Here is an 18,165-nt window from a genome sequence, read left to right on the forward strand (position 1 = left end):
TTTAAGGCTCAACATATATAACAGATGGTATTGATCTTTCACCTAAAGCACTATCAGGTTCATTTATAACCTTACCATTATAATACATAGTAGTTGATGAACCACCATCTAAATTGCTGGCATTATAAGCACCATATTCATAAAGCACATCTTGTACATCTCTTAGAGTTGCAGCAAGTCTTGATATTTGTTTACCATCAAGAACCAGTAAAAGTATACTTCCATCTTTTCTTTGTCCTATAGCTGTTCTAGGGGCTTTTCCCCAACCTCCATCACCATTTGTAATAGCCTTCTCTCCATTGACTATTAGTGCTGGACCAAAGGATACTGCTTCGCTAACTTCTTTTTTCTTAAGCTCTTCTATGGTGTGTTTTCCTACTAACAATTCACCTTCTTCTGTAATCGCAACAATATCATCCTTTACATTTTCGTTTTTATAGTCATTGTGTATAATTTTTCCCTTTGACATTATAATTCCTCTTGGAATTCCACCAGTACCAGCCCATTGTTTACCGCTAGCAGATTCATCTATAAAACCTCCTGCATTCACAGCTGCTACTGCATTATTTTCTTTAGCAATCTTACTTGTAGTTTCTCCTACTTTTCCAAGCTTGCTGCTATAACCTACTCTAACACGTTTTGGATCATGAATAACTAAGAGATACCCTTTAAAAGTTTTTCCTTCTATATCATATCTTTCTATGGTATCATCATTAATACCTTTTATGTCTATCTCTCCTTCACTGCTTGTACTATTCTGATCTAAATCATGTATTTTATTAGCATTTAAAATTTCATCTATTCGTTCCTTTGATAAAAAGGTAGTTGCAATCCATTGATGGCTTAAAGTAGTCATTGCAGCTCCAACCATAGCATCTCTTGCATTTGTAAATGGTCCATAATAAAGCATAAAAGGTCCAGTTACTCCTGTGAATACAACTTCAAAAATAATAAAAGCTAAAAACATTTTAAAAGAAAATCTCTTTTTTCTTTTCTTCTTGTTATTTTTTTTACCAGCTTTCTTCATTTATTAATCATCCTTTTTGGTTTTATCTTTATAATAGTACAAATTATATTGTACAATAAATTCGACTTTTTTCAAACTGGTTTTTTGGAATTATTGTAATTTTTATCACCAAATTTTCCTTTTATGCCCTATATAGCTTTATTTATGGAATCTTATTTTTTATATCAGTATCAGATATATTATCGACAGTATCCTCCTTATTGAGGGAAGACTCACTTTTTTCTTTTTCATTTATATTTGCATCCTTATTTTCTGTTTCTTCCTTCTCTTCTGTACTATCTTTTTTAGAATCTTCATCCTGATTTATATTTTCTGTTTCTTTATTATTTTCATCTTTTGGCTTATCATCTTTATTCTCATTCTTGCTGTGATTTGAATTCATTTCTTCTTTGTTATTTGGTATTGTACTTTCATTCTTTTCTATATTTTCTTTTATATTTTCTTTCTTATATCTTTCTTTTTCACTGCTCTTTTCTTCCTCTCTTATTTCCTTTATAGCATTCTCCTTATTATATATAGGCTCCTCATCCTTTGCATCTTTTGGATTAGTGCTGACATCTTCATTATACTTTTCCATAGCCATCCTAAAAGAATCCATATCTAAATCCTTAGTATCATATTTTATATTATTAAAAATAAAGTCATTCATTATTTTTGCATTTTGTTCTATATCCATAAGGAGAACCCATCCTTTATTCTTCAATATTTTTGATTCTGTTATCTCTGGAACTGGAATAAGAATTTGCTCTGGTGTAAAGTTATTTATTTTATATACAGTATAAGCATAATTTAATATTTCTCCTATATCTGTATTGGTCTTAATATATGGAAATAGTTTAGATGCTACTAAAGGGTACTTTAATATGTTTGTGTCTTTAAGTTTATCTATTATAGCAGAGATTACTTCTCTTTGTCTTTTAGTTCTATCATAGTCTCCATTTCCTACCTTTCTTATTCTAGCATAACTTAAAACCTGCTGACCATCTAAATGCTGCAATCCAGGATTTTGTACTAGATGCGGATCTTCAGGATTTACCTCTGGTATAAATTTATTCATTTCGTTCATTTCTATAGAAGATACATCTAAATCTAATCCTCCTATTGAATCTATAAGCTGCTGAAATCCATTAAAGTTGATTATGGAATAGTTATCCAACCTTATGTTAAAGTTCTCTTCTATTGTTTGCGTTAACAGTTCTACTCCTCCTATTGAATATGCATGATTAATTTTCTGTTCTCCATGACCTGGTATTTTTACATAGCTGTCTCTCATGATAGAAACCAACTTTAAATTTTTATGTATATTGTCTATGGATAATATTAAAATTGCATCAGCTCTTGCTTGTTCGTCTAAAGTTCTAGCATCGCTCCCCAGCAGCAATATATTGGTTATACCATCAACTTCCTTGTAATTTCCCTCATTACCTTGTCCGTATCTGTCATTTATGTAGGAGTTATATCTAAAGGATAAGTATAAATATCCTCCAAGAGATAAAAATATAACGACTATACATATGATAAAAGTTAATATTATCTTTTTTACTTTTATATCTTTTTTTATTCCTCTTTCATGTTTTGCCAAACGCCTCACCTCTCATATTTGTAAATTAATTACATTATAATAATAATTATATAACAAAATCATAAATTTACACACTTTGTTTACAAATATTTATCATATTACAAATGATTGCTACTTATATAAAAAAGCACCAAGTTTTTGGTGCTTTATAATCTCTGTGAAGCTTCATGAGCAAGCTCTGATCTTTCACATTCATCATATTTAAGAGTTACTTGATAGCATAATTTACTTCCTTTCATTCTTTCTGATGCATAACATAGTCCATTTGACCTATAATCTAAAAATGGCTGATCTATCTGCTCTGGATCTCCTATAAGCACTAATTTTGTTCCCTCTCCAACCCTTGTTGTAATTGCTTTTACTTGTTTTGGAGATAAATTTTGCGCTTCGTCTATTATAACCCAATTCTTAACTATAGATCTTCCTCTTAAAAAGGCTACAGCTTCTGTAGTTATAATTCTTCTATCAAACAGTTCTCTGATTTTATCATTTAGTTCTTTCTCATTTTTATATCTTTCTTTCTCATCTGAATCTATTAAAATCTCTAAATTATCTAAAACAGGCCTCATATAAGGAGCGATTTTTTCCTGCTCTGTCCCTGGTAAAAATCCAATCTCTTCATCCATAGTCACATTAGGTCTGCAAACTAGTACTCTTCTATACTCACCGCTATCTTCTTCCAAAATCTTATGAAGTCCTACTGCAAGAGAAAAAAGAGTTTTAGCAGTTCCTGCTGGTCCCTTTATTATGGCTAAAGGCGCTTTTTTTGCTTCAGTAAATAATGCTTCTAACATAAATTTTTGTCCTACATTTCTTGGAGTGATTCCCATAGGGCAACTATCCTTATATATGAGGGGAACAACCTTTTCTCCATCAAATTTAGCTAATGCAGTTTGTTTATGATTCTCCAAAGAATGGATTATAAGAAACTCATTAGGATATAATGTGGGAACAGAATACTCTTCTGCCTCCTGTGAATAAATCTGTAAAGATTCAATATCCAGCCATCTATTTTTATAGAAAAAATCTATTTTATCGGAAGAAGCATATACATCAATTCTTCCTGTATATTGATCATCATATTCTGGAACAACCTTTTCATAATAATCATCAACTTTAATGCCTACTGTGTCAGCTTTAATCCTTTCAAATATATCCTTAGTAATGAGGTAAACATCCTCACCTTTAGCTTTCAATCCTATGCATACTTGTATTATCCTATTATCTGCTTTCATCTTGTCCCAATAAGAAGGTATCTTTGTATCATAATGATTCATCTCTACCCTAAGTTTTCCCCCATTGGGCAGTTCTATACCTTTTACAAGGTTTCCCTGTTTTCTAATAGAATCTATAAGCCGTGCTGCTATTCGCGCATTGGCTCCAAGCTCACCACTATTTTTTTTTAAAGCATCTAATTCTTCTAGCACCACTTCGGGTATGACTACATCAGCGTCATCAAAGCAAAGAATAGAACGCGGAGAATACAAAATTACGTTAGTATCTAACACATAAGTTTTACTCAAATCAAAATTCCCCCTCTCTTTCTATATTATATTATGCTATAAAGCACATATATGTATGAAAAAAGGAAAAAAAGACTTACAGTCATATATAACAATTGACTAAGAATAACTTTTATTATATAATAATTAATAATAGAACAAGAAGGGTGGTGTCTATGGATAATATAACAACTATATTTAAAGAAAACAAATTAAAATTAACACCTCAACGAATTGCAGTTTATATGTATCTACGTTCAACTAAGGAGCATCCATCAGCAGAAGCTATTTATAAAGCCTTGCACAAAGACTACCCAACAATGAGCTTAGCTACTGTATATAAAGCTTTAAAAACTTTAGTAGAAGTAAATCTTGTAAGGGAATTAAATGTAGGTGAAGGCAATTTTAGATATGATGCCAATGTATCTCCTCATCCACATATTCAGTGTATGTGTTGTGGAAGAGTGGACGATATTGAAGGTCTTTTATTGGATGATTTAAACGATAGAGTAAAAGACTATACTGACTATGAAGTAGTATCAAATAAAGTTTATTTTTACGGAATATGTACTGAATGTAAAGATAAAAAATAGGCATTAACTTGCCTATTTTTCTTTTTTTGTAAATATTTTTTCCCCCTCATTCATAAATATAAGTAAATGGGGGTGTTAATTTTGAAATTCAGGGTACTATTTTTAAAGCGTAAGCAAATTTATTATTTTTTACTTATTGTTGTAGTATTGATATTTTTTGGTTTCTCTATTTTATCAAATAACAGAGCCTCTTATGCCACGTTCAGTGTAGGTTCAGTGGACAAGACTTATAAGTCTGATCTTACTGGCGATGGTAAACAAGATGTCCTTTACATAACCTTAAATAAAAATAAATATTATCTTCAGGTAAATACGGAAAAAGATAGCTTTTATCTTGAACCTAGTAAAAACTTAGCCTCAGTTGGAAATTACTATCCTTATTGGCCTATGCGTGTTAATATTTTAGATATTTCCAGGGACAAGATTCCAGAAATTTTCATTCAATCTTCCAAAGAAAACAAACCTATTCAGCATGTTTTCTTATACGAAAAAAACAGGTTTAAAGATATATTTTGCAGCTATAATAATATACTAGGATTTATGGATTGTACAAATAATAAAACTCCTAAGATGATATCAGGTAATATATCTAAGAATAATTTTTCTTTTTCAAACTACATTTTACTCCAAGGTAAACTAGAAAAATATGATTATAAAGCTGAAGAAACATTTATGGGAAAGGACACTATATTAAGCTTTATTAACGCAATAACTTCTCTCAATCCAGAAAATCTTCAGCTTCCACAGGAAATCTTTGATTCTAAAACTTATGATAAATCCATATCTATCATTGAAAGCATGGCTAATTCTAGTTCTAATTTTATATTTCAGGATGCAAGCTTTATAGATACTAAGTCTAATAAAGATGGCGACCCTACACAAGTAGAATGGACACTAAATTTTAGAGCAAATTCTTCAAAAGAATTAAAAGATATTAAAAATTATACCTTAAAGTTAAACCTAAATTTCTTTAAGGATTCTAAAGAAAAGTATTGTTTTAAAATATCCTCATTGTATATTAAGAAATAATAAAAAAATGGACCGCATTTGGCGGTCCCAATCAAAAGGGGGATGGGGGGTTTTAGCACTAGTGAGAGGGTAACATTTTATTTATGTATTGTTACTCCTCCATTGTACATTATATATGTTATCCCCTTTTACATATTTTATTCACTAACCTTTAATGTTTTTAGTATTTTTCTATAATTTTCCCCATTTCTTCTTTTATCTCACTTCTCAATTCTAAAGGTTCTAAAACTTCAGCATCAGCTCCAAATCCTAAAATCCATCTTTTCATTGCTTCTAATTCATTCTTTCTTATTTTAAAAATTACATTTCCATTAGAAAGATACTTTCTATTTTTGATTAAATTCCATTCATTTTTTATAAGATGCTTCTCACTTTTTTTACTAAATTTAATTTTTACATTCACTGTATCTTCCTCATATATATCACGCAAATTTGATAGAGATTCTGCCATATTGAAGTTCTTAGACTTTATAAATATATCTCTAGTAAGCTCTAACTCTTTAATTTTAGAAATGTCAAATATAACTTCTTTTTCCTTAACGTTACAATAAGCGATTAAACACCATTTTCCATCTTTAAAAAATATAGAGTATGGGCTTATTTCTGTTTCAATTTCACCATTGTTAAAATCATATACTATTTTTAATATTCTTCCTTTACTCATGGCTGTATTAATTTTAGACATAACATCATTAAAGCTCTCTAAACTTCTGCTTTCATTAAATACAGATGATATATTTTCTTCTAATTCACAAAACTCCTTCGAATAATTTAAACAAGTATTTTTTATTTTTGTTACAGCATTTTGCAGCTCAGGAGCATATAAAAAACCATTTTCTTTAGTTAATATTTTAGAAGCCATTATCAGTGCTTCTAACTCTTTTATTTCTAAGCCAGGATATCTCATATAAAAATTTTTATTTATGTAAAATCCACCATTTCTTCCTTTTCTTGTTTCTATCGGAATGTTGGACATTTGAAGTGTATTAATATATCTATATATAGTTTTCTTATCCACCTCTAATATATCTGCAAGCTCGGAAGCTGTTGTAAACTCTTTATATTGTAGTATGATGATTAAATTTAGCAAATGCGAAAGTTTAGACATTATTTTCCCTCCAACTTGTTCTTAAATATTTTATCGTGCAATTTTACATAAAATTTAATAATTATATTATTATAATTTTTAAATTTCAATCATATTTTAAATTAAATACATATATTGGAGGATTTTATTATGTTTAGTGAAAAGGATTTAAATAAAATTGAAAATTTAATAGGCGCGGACTGTAAAATCATCGGTAAAATTCATGGAAGTGGTTCGCTTAAAATTGATGGAACTATAGAAGGAGATATTCTTTGGGAAGAGAATGTAATCTTGGATTCTTCTTCTGTATGTAAGGGAAATATTTCTTGTAAAAATGCTATTATAAATGGAACAGTTGAAGGAAATGTACTTTGCGAAGAGGCTTTACTCATACAGAGCCGCGGAAAGATATTTGGAGATATAAACGTATCAAAGCTTATAATAGACGAAGGTGGTAAACTCAACGGAAAATGTAATATAGCTCCAAAAATATAAACTTCCAAATTGGAAGTTTATATTTTTCATCAACTTATATTTTTCCTTGGATGTATAAGTCTATTATTTTATCTAATATCTGAGCCTTTTCTATGTTTACCATAGGTTTTATAGCATTTAGAAGCATTACAACTGCATCATCTGTTCCTGTGGGTGATCCTTCCACATAATTTTCTTCAATTTCTCTCCTCTTATTTTCTTTATCATGTTCATTTCTATCTTTTTCATCTATATTTTCCTCATTATTCATGATCATATTATTTAAATTGCTAGCTTGATTGATTAGTTTGAGAAAATCTATACCATTAACTCCATCTGCATTAATCTCTCTTTGAGCTGTATCTGAAACATCTTGATTTCCTTGATTACCTGCAAAGTTATCTAGAATACCTGTTGTGTTCAAAAGAGAGGCTATTTGATTTATGTCTATATTACCTAGTATAGAGGATAAATTATTTACATTTAAACCGTTTCCTGCACTTACCTCATCATAATTTTTGCTGTATTTAGATCTATGTTTTCTATGCTTTCCCATTACATCACCTCTCTATAAATAGGAGGGCATGAAGCCCTCCCTGAATTTTAGTAACCAAATCCTCCTGCGCATATGCTTCTTGATCCAAATCCTCTGCAGCAAAGCATGAATAAGAATATTAATATTGTTGCAGTTTCATGATCGATGATACATGCTCTCTTCAATATTAATAAGAATAATACTAATCTGCATGGATCAAATCCTCCGCATCCTGATACTGGAGCCTGTGATACTCCTGCTACTCCTGCTGGATAACCAGCGTAACCGCATCTGCATTTACATCTTCTTGACATGATATACCCCCCTTTCTTGGGCCATGGTTTCAATGTAATTTATTCTTCTTCATTAGCATCCATACAGTCTATATTTTCATCCTCTGTATCTAAATTATCTGTGGCGTTAAGGTTGAAGATATTACGTGTAGCAGGTGACGTTATTGGGCTAGCACCTTTACTTGAACGAATAAGGAGCAATATTATTATTATAAAAATTATATTGCTAAAACCTCCATAGCCGCCATAGCTACCGCATCCTCCATAGCCTCCATAGCTGCCGTAGCCGCTATATCCGCCGTAGCCACAGTCGCAGCAGCAATCTTTTCTCCTGCGGTGCTTATGATGTTTTTTCTTACAACAGCAGCACATATATTGTGGGGAATTATAACCATAGCCATAACCCCTATTGCCAAATAGGATTATCAGTAGTAGGATTAAGAGCAGTGGAAACTTATTGCTTCCCGTTCCTCCTATTCCTTTATTTCCTAATAGGCCTGTGAGTTTGCTAAGGTCGCCGAGCCCCTTAATACCAGCCCCGCCTGTTAGATTGTTTATTAAAGAGCCTAAGCTCTCTAAGTTGTTTGGATCCACTTTACCTCCCCCTTTCTGCCCATCCTCATTTATCTTTTGTATAGTATATACTATGTATCCATATTTTAATTTGACACAAAAATAATTAAATTTTATGGGTACCTTCATTTGAACAACAAATAATAAACTTTAACTATTTTTTAGAGCTTGCTAAAGAAAAAAGACTATTAAATTATCTTATAAGATAATCTAATAATCTTTTTAAACAAGCTTTATAATATCTCTTTCTTTGGTACTCCTTCTAAAATAAGGTCTATCAGCTCTTCTTTTCCCTCTTTATTAAGAGCAGAAAAGAAAGTAAACTTATCTTCTGGCTTAATACCTAAAGTTTCTTTTATTATTTTTTTATTCTTATTAAAATCGTTTCTCTTTAATTTGTCGCTTTTAGTTGCTACAATTATAGCTTCATATCCATAGTATTTAATCCATTCATACATTTGAACGTCTTCTTTAGTAGGCTTGTGTCTTGAATCTACTAATAAAACTATCTTTTTTAATTGAGGTCTATCTATGAGATAATCCTCCATCATATGTCCCCATTTTTCTTGCTCATTTTTAGAAACTTTAGCAAATCCATACCCTGGTAAATCTACAAAATAGAAATCATCATTTATAAGAAAAAAGTTTATTAACCTTGTCTTACCAGGAGTAGAACTCGTTTTAGCTAAATTTCTTCTATTTGTTAAAGCATTTATTAAAGATGATTTACCTGCATTTGATCTTCCAACAAAGGCTATCTCCACTCTATTATCTTCTGGATATTGTGAAGGCTTAACTGCTGAAATTATAAATTCTGATTTTTTAATTATCATTAGCTTTCTCTCCTATAAGTGCATTTTCAAGTACATCTTCTATTTTTTCTGCTGTAATCACCTTCATTTTGCTTAAAATTGATTTAGGTATCTTTCTTAAATCTTTTTCATTTGCTTTTGGAATTATTATTGTATCTATTCCAGCCCTAAAAGCAGCTAAAGTTTTCTCTTTTAATCCACCAATAGGTAGAACTCTTCCCGTCAAAGTTATTTCTCCAGTCATTGCTACATTATGCTTTACCTTTCTATTGCTTAAGGCTGACACCATAGCAGTTATCATAGTCACACCTGCAGAAGGACCATCCTTAGGTACAGCACCTTCTGGAGCATGGATATGTATGTCCTTATCTTTGTAAAAGTCAGGATTTATATTATACTTTTCGGCATTAGCTCTAACATAACTGTATCCAGCCTCTGCTGATTCTTTCATTACATCTCCTAATTGTCCAGTAAGGTGAAGATTTCCTTTACCTTGCATCACTGTAACTTCCACTGGAAGTGTATCTCCACCATATCCAGTCCAAGCCATTCCAGTTACCACACCTATTTTATCTTCCTTGTCAATTTTGTCATAAGCATATATTTCTGGCCCTAAATACTTCCTTACATGGTTAGCTGTTACATGAATTTTATTCTTATCTTTTTCTAACATTTCTGCAATTGCTTTTCTTATAATAGCAGCAATCTTTCTGTCTAAGCTTCTAACTCCAGATTCTCTAGTATAATCTTCTATAATCTTATATATAGCTGAATCTGAAAAAGAAATTTTTGTTTCATCTATTTTATGTTCTAAAAGCTGCTTTTTTACAAGATGTCTTTTAGCAATATGGAACTTTTCTTCATAAGTATATCCAGACACTTCTATTATTTCCATTCTATCTAAAAGAGGCCTTGGGATTGTATCTAAAGTATTAGCAGTAGTTATAAACATAACCTCTGATAAATCTAATTCTAGTTCTAAGTAGTGATCTCTAAAGGTTTTATTTTGCTCTGGGTCTAAAACTTCTAATAATGCACTAGCTGGATCTCCTCTAAAATCTCCATTTAACTTATCAATTTCATCTAATAAGAATAATGGATTCTTATAGCCAGCTTCTTTCATACCATACACTATTCTTCCTGGAATAGCTCCAACATAAGTCCTTCTATGTCCTCTTATTTCTGCCTCATCTCTAACTCCACCTAGAGACATTCTTACAAACTTTCTATTTAGAGCATTAGCAATAGATTTTGCTATGGAAGTCTTTCCTACTCCTGGAGGACCAACTAAGCAAAGTATAGGTCCCTTTATTGATTTACTCATACTTTTAACAGCTAAAAACTCAATTATTCTGTCTTTGACATCTTCTAATCCATAATGTTCATTCTCTAGAATTTCTCTTGCTCTTTTTATGTCTAAGTTGTCTGCCGTTTTTTTGCTCCACGGCATATCTAAAACCCAATCTAAATAGGTTCTTATTACTCCACCTTCTGATGAGTATGATCCAGCATTTTTAAGCCTATTTAATTCATAATAAACCTTATCTTTTACCTCTTTAGGAAGTTTTGCTTTTTTTATCTTCTTTTCATATTCATCCAACTCTTTTTTATTTTCATCATCTTCTCCAAGCTCTTCTTGTATTGCCTTTAGCTGTTCTCTTAAAAAGTACTCTCTTTGAGATTTATCAATCTTGCTTTTTACTTTTAATCCGATCTTCTTTTCTATTTTTAAAATCTCGATTTCATTTTTCAAGATTATAAGAAGTTTTTCTAATCTTTCATTTACATCATATGCTTCCAATAGCTCTTGCTTTTTTATTTCTTTTAATATGAGATATGAACTTACTACATCGGCAAATCTTCCTGGCTCATCTAATTCATCTATGTTTAATAGTATTTCAGATGAAACTGTATTAGAAAGTCTTGTATATTCTTCAAAGGCTTCTTTTACAGAACGAATTAAAGCCTCGCATTTTTTAGCATCTTCGCAAGTATTATCATCTAATATTTCTACTTCTACTTTAAAGAAAGGGTCCTTATCTATATATTCAACTAACTTTGCCCTGCTTTCTCCCTCTACTAATACCCTAACTGTGTCACCTGGAAGTTTTAGTATCTGTTTTATATTACAAATGGTTCCTACTTTGAAGATATCATCTTCTTCTGGATCTTCTATCTTAGCTTCTCTTTGTGATACTAAAAAAATTTCTTGACCATTTAGCATAGCTTCTTCAACTGCTAGAAGAGATTTTTCTCTTCCTACATCAAAATGCAGCACCATATGAGGAAATATGGTTAGGCCTCTTAATGGAATCAAAGGAAGAACTTTTAAGTTTTTCTCCATACTTTTCCCTCACTTCTATCTATATTATCTATACGTCATGTAGTATAATTAAAATAATTTATACTATGCTATTATAACCATAAACCCGTTTTTTTTCAATTAATTTTCATTTGAAGCCACAATTAGTTTCTATGGAATTTTATTTAACTAGTTCATTACAGATTCAGCTGTAAGAACATCTATTTTAGGGTTTACTTCTATAACAGCACCTTCTTTTTCTTCCTTTTTAACTTCCTTCAATAGGGCTACATCGATTACATCTTTAATATATGTTACTGGGATAATCTTAACATTTTTCTCATCTTTAAATCTATCCTGCCAGTTCTCTTTTGGAATTATTATGGTCTTTGCTCCTGCCTTTTTAGCAGCTGATATTTTTGCATTTACTCCTCCTATTGGCTTAACCATACCATGAAGAGAAATCTCACCTGTCATAGCAACTTTATTATCTACTGGTATACCCATTATTGCACTGTAAACTGCTGTAGCCATGCTTATTCCAGCAGATGGACCATCTACAGGCATTCCACCTGGAAAATTCACATGGATATCATAATCATCACAGTTTATGCCAAATATCTTTTTAAGGACAGTTAAAACATTTTCTATAGAGCTTCTCACAGTACTTTTTCTAGTTATTTTTTTGTTAATACTTCTTATTTCCTCTTCTTCTACTATTCCTGTTATAGTAAGTCTTCCCTTTCCTCCAATAGCTTTTGTTGCACTAGCCTCTATTTCCATAACAATTCCCATGTTAGCACCATAAACTGCAAGGCCATTTACATACCCTATTTGAGGTTCTTCTGGAACAGTCTTCTCTGGTCTTGGGGAGTACTGACCATTTTCTATAACCCATTCTATATCTTCAACCTTTATAAGTTCTCTTTCTTCATTTAAAGCTATTCCTGATGCTAACTGTATTAAACTTACTGCATCTCTTCCATTGTTAGCATACTTTCCTACTAGCTTTTTAGCCTTTTCTTCTATTTTAAATCCTATCTTATCTACTGCATTTTGAGCTATTATCTCTATTTCCTCTCCAAGAAGAGGCCTAAAATATATTTCAACACATCGAGAACGTATAGCTGGACATATTTCCTCTGGACTTCTTGTTGTAGCCCCTATCAATCTAAAATCTGCTGGAAGTCCTTTATCAAATACTTCCTTTATATATGCTGGCATATTAGGATCTTCTGAATTATAGTAGGCACTTTCTAAAAATACTTTTCTATCTTCCATAACTTTTAGAAGTTTATTCATTTCTATGGGATGAAGTTCTCCTATTTCATCTATAAATAGTATACCTCCATGAGCTTTTGTTACTGCTCCAGGCTTAGGTTGAGGTATTCCTGCACTTCCAAGAGGACCTGCTCCTTGGTATATAGGATCATGTACAGAACCGATAAGTGGATCAGCTATTCCTCTATCATCAAATCTGACAGTGGTTGCATCTATTTCAACAAACTTTGAATTTTCTTTAAATGGCGAAAAACTTTTTCTTTTAGCATATTCTAGTACTAACCTTGCAGCTGCAGTCTTTCCTACACCTGGAGGACCATATATTATGACATGTTGAGGATTAGGACTGCATATTGCAGCTTGAAGAGCTTTTATTCCTTTTTCCTGACCTATTATCTCTTCAAAGGAAGTTGGCCTGCTTTTTTCTGTAAGTGGCTCCGTCAATTTAAGGCTTTCCATTCTTCTTAACTTTTCCATTTCTTTTCTGCTTTCTCTATTCACAATCGTCTTGCTGCTATTTTGTTCTTTGAGAGCATTAAAGAAATACATACCCATAATAATCGTAACACCTAAACTTATAATACTTAATATTGAACCTGTCATTGATATATCATCCCCTAACTCATCATATTTGTAGTTATGTAATCTCTTTTTGTATTTTGTGCAAATAGGGATAATTCAATACAATTTCTCATAAATAAAAAAAGTTTAGAAGATTTATGAACAAACTCTCCTAAACTTTTAAGCTTTTCTCTAAACTGATTGCAGCGCCTAAACTATCTATAATTTCATTTTACGCTGTTTCAGGTCCTTTTTTATTTCTTTTGCGCTTTGGTTGGGCAATAACTGGTCTTTCCTCACCGTCAGTTAAAACAAGTTCTGGTTTCTTAGACTTTACTGCTTCCTCGTTTATTATAACCTTCTTTATATCAGTCTTTGAAGGTATATCAAACATTATATCTCTCATTATATCTTCAATTATAGATCTAAGGCCTCTAGCTCCTGTTTTTCTTTCAATAGCTTCATTAGCAATTAGTCTTAAAGCCTCATCTTTAAACTCTAGTTCAACATTATCCATAAGCAGCAACTTCTGATATTGTTTTACTAAAGCATTTTTTGGCTCTTTTAAAATCCTTACAAGAGCTTCAATATCTAATGATTGTAGAGTTACTAATATAGGTAGTCTTCCTATAAATTCAGGTATAAGTCCAAATTTCAACAAATCTTCTGGAACGATTTCTTTTAATAATTCTCCAATATCCTTATCTTCTTTAGATCTTACTTCTGAACCGAACCCTAAAGAACTCTTTCTAGTTCTTTTAGCTATGATTTTATCAAGACCATCAAAAGCACCACCACAAATAAATAATATATTCGATGTATTTATTTGTATAAACTCTTGATGTGGGTGTTTTCTTCCGCCTTGAGGAGGAACAGACGCAACAGTTCCTTCTAATATTTTTAGTAAGGCCTGCTGTACACCTTCTCCTGATACATCTCTTGTTATTGAAGGATTTTCTGACTTTCTTGCTATTTTATCTATTTCATCAATATAGATTATTCCTCTTTCGGCCCTCTCTATATCATATTCTGCATTTTGAATTAACTTTAATAATATATTTTCGACATCTTCTCCAACATACCCAGCTTCAGTTAGTGTAGTTGCATCAGCTATAGCAAAAGGTACATTTAAAAGCTTAGCTAAAGTTTGAGCTAATAAAGTCTTTCCAGAACCAGTAGGCCCTAGAAGAAGTATATTGCTTTTCTGAAGCTCAACATCATCTACATCAATAGCTGAGTTTATTCTTTTGTAGTGATTATATACTGCAACTGATAATGACTTTTTTGCATCATCTTGCCCTATTACATATTGATCAAGATATGATTTAATTTCACTTGGCTTTGGAAGAGAAGTTAAATCAACCTGTGTAGTTTCTTCAAATTCATCTTCAATTATTTCAGAACATAAATCTATACATTCATCACATATATATACACCAGGGCCTGCAATAAGTCTTCTTACCTGCTCCTGTCCCTTACCACAAAAAGAACACTTCAATTGTTTTTTATCATCGTATTTAGACATTCAAACACCTCACTAAGGTTTATTTTTTTCTATTAGTTATAACGTCGTCAATTAGACCATACTCTTTAGCTTCATAAGCCTCCATGAAGTTATCTCTTTCAACATCTCTTTGTATTTGTTCCAATGGTTTTCCAGTTCTCTCGCTTAGAATCTTATTTAACTTATCTTTAATTCTTAAAATTCTTTTAGCGTGAATGTCAATGTCTGTAGCCTGACCTTGGAATCCTCCAAGAGGTTGGTGAATCATTATTTCACTGTTAGGAAGAGCAAATCTCTTTCCTTTTGCACCTGAGGCTAAAAGAAAAGCTCCCATAGAAGCAGCCATACCAACACATATAGTTGATACATCCGGCTTTATATACTGCATTGTGTCGTATATAGCCATTCCTGCTGTTATTGAACCACCAGGACTGTTTATATATAGGTATATATCTTTATCTGGATCTTCCCCTTCTAAGAATAGTAATTGCGCTACAATTAAACTAGCAGTTACATCATTTACTTCTTCTCCAAGAAAGACTATTCTGTCTTTTAATAATCTAGAATAGATATCGTAAGATCTTTCTCCTCTATTAGTTTGTTCAACTACTACTGGTACCAAACTCATACAAAATCTTCCTCCTTTTTAATAGTCTACTCTTTAAATTATCGCCTATATTACGTATCATATTCATAATTTTATAATTTGTTGTAAAATTAATTGCCAGAATACTTTCTGGCAATTAGCTTTATCTTTATTATATATTATGCGATCTCCTTGCTGTTATCTACTAAAAGCTTTATAGCCTTTTCATTTACTATTTGTGTAGCTAACATTTCTTTTTGTGAGTTAACTATAGCATCTACTATCTTTTCTGGCTCGCTGCCGCCATATTGTTTTGCCATTTCCATAGCCTTTTCTTTTATTTCTTCATCAGTAGCTACTATATTTTCATCTTTAACTATCTTTTCAAGAACTAATTCTGTCTTTACTCTCTTTTCAGCTGTTTCTTTCATGTAATCTCTAACTTTTTCTTCTGTGTTATTTGTATATTGATAGTATGATTCAAGGTCTAATCCTTGATATTTTAATCTCATCTCTAAATCTTTAAGCATCATATCTATTTCTTTATCTATCATAACCTTTGGAATTTCAACTTCAGCTTTATCAGTTACAGCTTCTATAACAGCTTCTTCATATTCTGCTTTTTCTCTTGCTTTATTACTTTCTTCTAATTTTGCCTTTATATCATTTTTTAATTCTTCTAAAGTATCAAACTCTGAAACTTCTTTAGCAAATTCATCATCTATTTCTGGTAATTCTTTAACTTTTATTTCTTTAACCTTTACCTTAAATACTGCTGGTTTTCCATTTAACTCTTCTCTTCCATAGTTCTCTGGGAAAGTAACTTTTACGTCTTTCTCTTCTCCATTCTTTAAGCCGATTAATTGATCTTCAAAAGTATCTATGAAAGTACCAGAACCTATTTCTAATGAATAGTCAGTTGCTTCTCCGCCTTCAAATGCTGTATCATCTATATATCCTTTGAAGTCTATTATAGCTATATCGCCTTTTTCTATTGCGCCTTCTTCTTTAACTGATATTCTTGCATTCTTTTCTTGCATGTTCTTTAATTGCTTTTCAACATCTTCATCACTTACAGTGTAAGTATTCTTCTTTACTTCTACGCCCTTATAGTCATTAAGCTTTACTTCAGGCTTAACTGTAACTTCAGCAGTGTAAACAAAATTCTTACCTTCTCCAATTTCAACTATGTCTATCTTAGGATAGTCAACTGGTGATAAATTATGTTCTTCTACAGCCTTTGGATATGTATCTTCACAGCAGTAATTCATTGCGTCTTCATAAAATACTCCTTCGCCATAATATCTTTTTATTATGCTTAATGGAGCTTTTCCTTTTCTAAATCCAGGAATATTAAATCTCTTAACATTTTTTTTATATGCTTTTTGTATAGCCTCGTTAAATTTTTCTTTATCGACTGTTATCTCTAATTTCACAACATTATTTTCTACTTTTTCAATTTTAGTGTTCATTAAGTTTTCCTCCCAATCACCGTAAATACTTATTTTGACTTCATATATTATAACACACAATATACTTTTTTTACAAATATATATGCGTATTTTATCATAATACTAATTATATACTAAAAAGTTGAGATTACAACAATGATTTTATATAAAAAATCATTTATTGAATTTCTGTTAAATATTTACTGCACTCTATTAATTCTTCATTTTTTAAAAAGTTATCTTTATATACTTCTAATATTCCTATACCATTATATTCTACATCTTTTAGTTTTTTAAACAAATTTTTAAAATTTACATTGCCTTTTCCAGGAAGCAAGCATGAACTTTTGTCGTCCCTATCATTTAAATGAAGGTTTATAATTTGATTTCCCATTATATCTATATAACTTTCAGGAGCTATTCCTGCTCTATAGGCCTGTTTTATATCTAAAGTAAAACTTATGGGATACTTGCATTTGTCTTGAAGCGCCTCTAAGAAATCTAAATCTGATGACATGCACCATGATACATTCTCCTGAGCTAGCTTTATGCCTATTTCTTCTGATATATATATTAATTCATCGTATGTATCAATTATATGTTTCCTATTTAAAAACCTGTTATCTATTTTTCTTATGCCATGAAATGTATATGATTTTGCTCCAAGAGCCTTACCTGCCTTACATACTTGCTTGAAGTACTTTATCATATCTTCCCTTCTTCTTTTGTAACTATCAAAAATATATGGTTCAAAAAAAGATGAAAAAGCATGAACAGAATTTATAAGAAACTCATGTTTTTTACTCTCTTCTAACAATATTTCCGTAAATTCTTCAGTAAATTCACTTGGGCAGTTAAAGAAAATCTCTCCTTTATTAAATCCAAGACTTTTCATTAGCTTTATGCTGTCTTCTAAATTTATATCTGGATAAAAACATGCTGACGAAATACCTATTTCCAATATCTTAAACCA

17 protein-coding genes are annotated in these 18,165 nt (G+C 31.2%); 3 read left to right on the forward strand and 14 right to left on the reverse strand.

Annotated features, from left to right (window positions below):
* Position 1 precedes the first annotated feature (1 nt).
* The 3 genes from ACFWTK_RS06610 to ACFWTK_RS06620 form a co-directional block, all read right to left on the reverse strand.
* Positions 2 to 1,027, reverse strand: a complete 1,026-nt coding sequence (locus ACFWTK_RS06610) for a phosphodiester glycosidase family protein (RefSeq protein ID WP_415875263.1) — start codon at positions 1,025 to 1,027, stop codon at positions 2 to 4.
* Positions 1,028 to 1,169: 142 nt separating this feature from the next.
* Positions 1,170 to 2,609: an LCP family protein gene (locus tag ACFWTK_RS06615; RefSeq protein WP_415875264.1), complete on the reverse strand. Its 1,440-nt coding sequence runs from the start codon at positions 2,607 to 2,609 to the stop codon at positions 1,170 to 1,172.
* 146 nt (positions 2,610 to 2,755) lie between these two features.
* Positions 2,756 to 4,132, reverse strand: a complete 1,377-nt coding sequence (locus ACFWTK_RS06620) for a PhoH family protein (protein ID WP_415875265.1) — start codon at positions 4,130 to 4,132, stop codon at positions 2,756 to 2,758.
* Positions 4,133 to 4,287: 155 nt separating this feature from the next.
* On the opposite strand from ACFWTK_RS06620, the gene ACFWTK_RS06625 reads away from it, so the two are divergent.
* A complete protein-coding gene (locus tag ACFWTK_RS06625; protein ID WP_415875266.1) occupies positions 4,288 to 4,704 on the forward strand; it encodes a Fur family transcriptional regulator in 417 nt (138 codons plus the stop codon).
* Positions 4,705 to 4,776: 72 nt separating this feature from the next.
* Positions 4,777 to 5,733: an FG-GAP repeat domain-containing protein gene (locus ACFWTK_RS06630; protein ID WP_415875486.1), complete on the forward strand. Its 957-nt coding sequence runs from the start codon at positions 4,777 to 4,779 to the stop codon at positions 5,731 to 5,733.
* A 160-nt stretch (positions 5,734 to 5,893) separates the two neighbouring features.
* Here the strand turns inward: ACFWTK_RS06630 and ACFWTK_RS06635 are convergent, their stop codons facing one another.
* Positions 5,894 to 6,841, reverse strand: coding sequence for a helix-turn-helix transcriptional regulator (locus tag ACFWTK_RS06635; RefSeq protein WP_415875267.1), 948 nt, complete (start codon positions 6,839 to 6,841; stop codon positions 5,894 to 5,896).
* A gap of 129 nt (positions 6,842 to 6,970) precedes the next feature.
* On the opposite strand from ACFWTK_RS06635, the gene ACFWTK_RS06640 reads away from it, so the two are divergent.
* Positions 6,971 to 7,315, forward strand: coding sequence for a bactofilin family protein (locus tag ACFWTK_RS06640; protein WP_415875268.1), 345 nt, complete (start codon positions 6,971 to 6,973; stop codon positions 7,313 to 7,315).
* Between the two features lie 34 nt (positions 7,316 to 7,349).
* Here ACFWTK_RS06640 and ACFWTK_RS06645 read toward each other — a convergent pair whose 3' ends face one another.
* The 10 genes from ACFWTK_RS06645 to ACFWTK_RS06690 form a co-directional block, all read right to left on the reverse strand.
* On the reverse strand, positions 7,350 to 7,850 hold the full coding sequence (locus ACFWTK_RS06645; RefSeq protein WP_415875269.1) for a hypothetical protein: 501 nt from the start codon (positions 7,848 to 7,850) through the stop codon (positions 7,350 to 7,352).
* A 47-nt stretch (positions 7,851 to 7,897) separates the two neighbouring features.
* Entirely contained in the window at positions 7,898 to 8,143 is a 246-nt protein-coding gene (locus ACFWTK_RS06650; RefSeq protein WP_415875270.1) for a hypothetical protein, read from the reverse strand.
* A 39-nt stretch (positions 8,144 to 8,182) separates the two neighbouring features.
* Positions 8,183 to 8,716 carry a hypothetical protein gene (locus ACFWTK_RS06655; protein ID WP_415875271.1) on the reverse strand — a complete coding sequence of 178 codons (534 nt, stop codon included), beginning with the start codon at positions 8,714 to 8,716 and terminating at the stop codon, positions 8,183 to 8,185.
* Between the two features lie 212 nt (positions 8,717 to 8,928).
* The gene (gene yihA, locus ACFWTK_RS06660; RefSeq protein WP_415875272.1) at positions 8,929 to 9,528 is read right to left on the reverse strand and encodes a ribosome biogenesis GTP-binding protein YihA/YsxC; all 600 of its coding nucleotides are present in this window, start codon (positions 9,526 to 9,528) and stop codon (positions 8,929 to 8,931) included.
* Positions 9,518 to 11,851: an endopeptidase La gene (lon, locus tag ACFWTK_RS06665; RefSeq protein WP_415875273.1), complete on the reverse strand. Its 2,334-nt coding sequence runs from the start codon at positions 11,849 to 11,851 to the stop codon at positions 9,518 to 9,520. The genes yihA and lon overlap by 11 nt, the downstream gene beginning before the upstream one ends.
* A 147-nt stretch (positions 11,852 to 11,998) precedes the next feature.
* On the reverse strand, positions 11,999 to 13,693 hold the full coding sequence (gene lonB / locus ACFWTK_RS06670; protein WP_415875274.1) for an ATP-dependent protease LonB: 1,695 nt from the start codon (positions 13,691 to 13,693) through the stop codon (positions 11,999 to 12,001).
* A gap of 190 nt (positions 13,694 to 13,883) precedes the next feature.
* Positions 13,884 to 15,176, reverse strand: coding sequence for an ATP-dependent Clp protease ATP-binding subunit ClpX (gene clpX, locus ACFWTK_RS06675; RefSeq protein ID WP_415875275.1), 1,293 nt, complete (start codon positions 15,174 to 15,176; stop codon positions 13,884 to 13,886).
* Between the two features lie 19 nt (positions 15,177 to 15,195).
* Entirely contained in the window at positions 15,196 to 15,783 is a 588-nt protein-coding gene (gene clpP, locus ACFWTK_RS06680) for an ATP-dependent Clp endopeptidase proteolytic subunit ClpP (RefSeq protein WP_415875276.1), read from the reverse strand.
* A gap of 137 nt (positions 15,784 to 15,920) precedes the next feature.
* Positions 15,921 to 17,213: a trigger factor gene (gene tig, locus ACFWTK_RS06685; protein WP_415875277.1), complete on the reverse strand. Its 1,293-nt coding sequence runs from the start codon at positions 17,211 to 17,213 to the stop codon at positions 15,921 to 15,923.
* A gap of 157 nt (positions 17,214 to 17,370) precedes the next feature.
* Complete coding sequence (locus ACFWTK_RS06690) at positions 17,371 to 18,153, reverse strand: sugar phosphate isomerase/epimerase family protein (RefSeq protein WP_415875278.1); 783 nt, start codon at positions 18,151 to 18,153, stop codon at positions 17,371 to 17,373.
* Between the last annotated feature and the right edge of the window lie 12 nt (positions 18,154 to 18,165).

The organism is Clostridium sp. (assembly GCF_047777555.1).
Taxonomy (GTDB): Bacteria; Bacillota; Clostridia; order Clostridiales; family Clostridiaceae; genus Clostridium_H.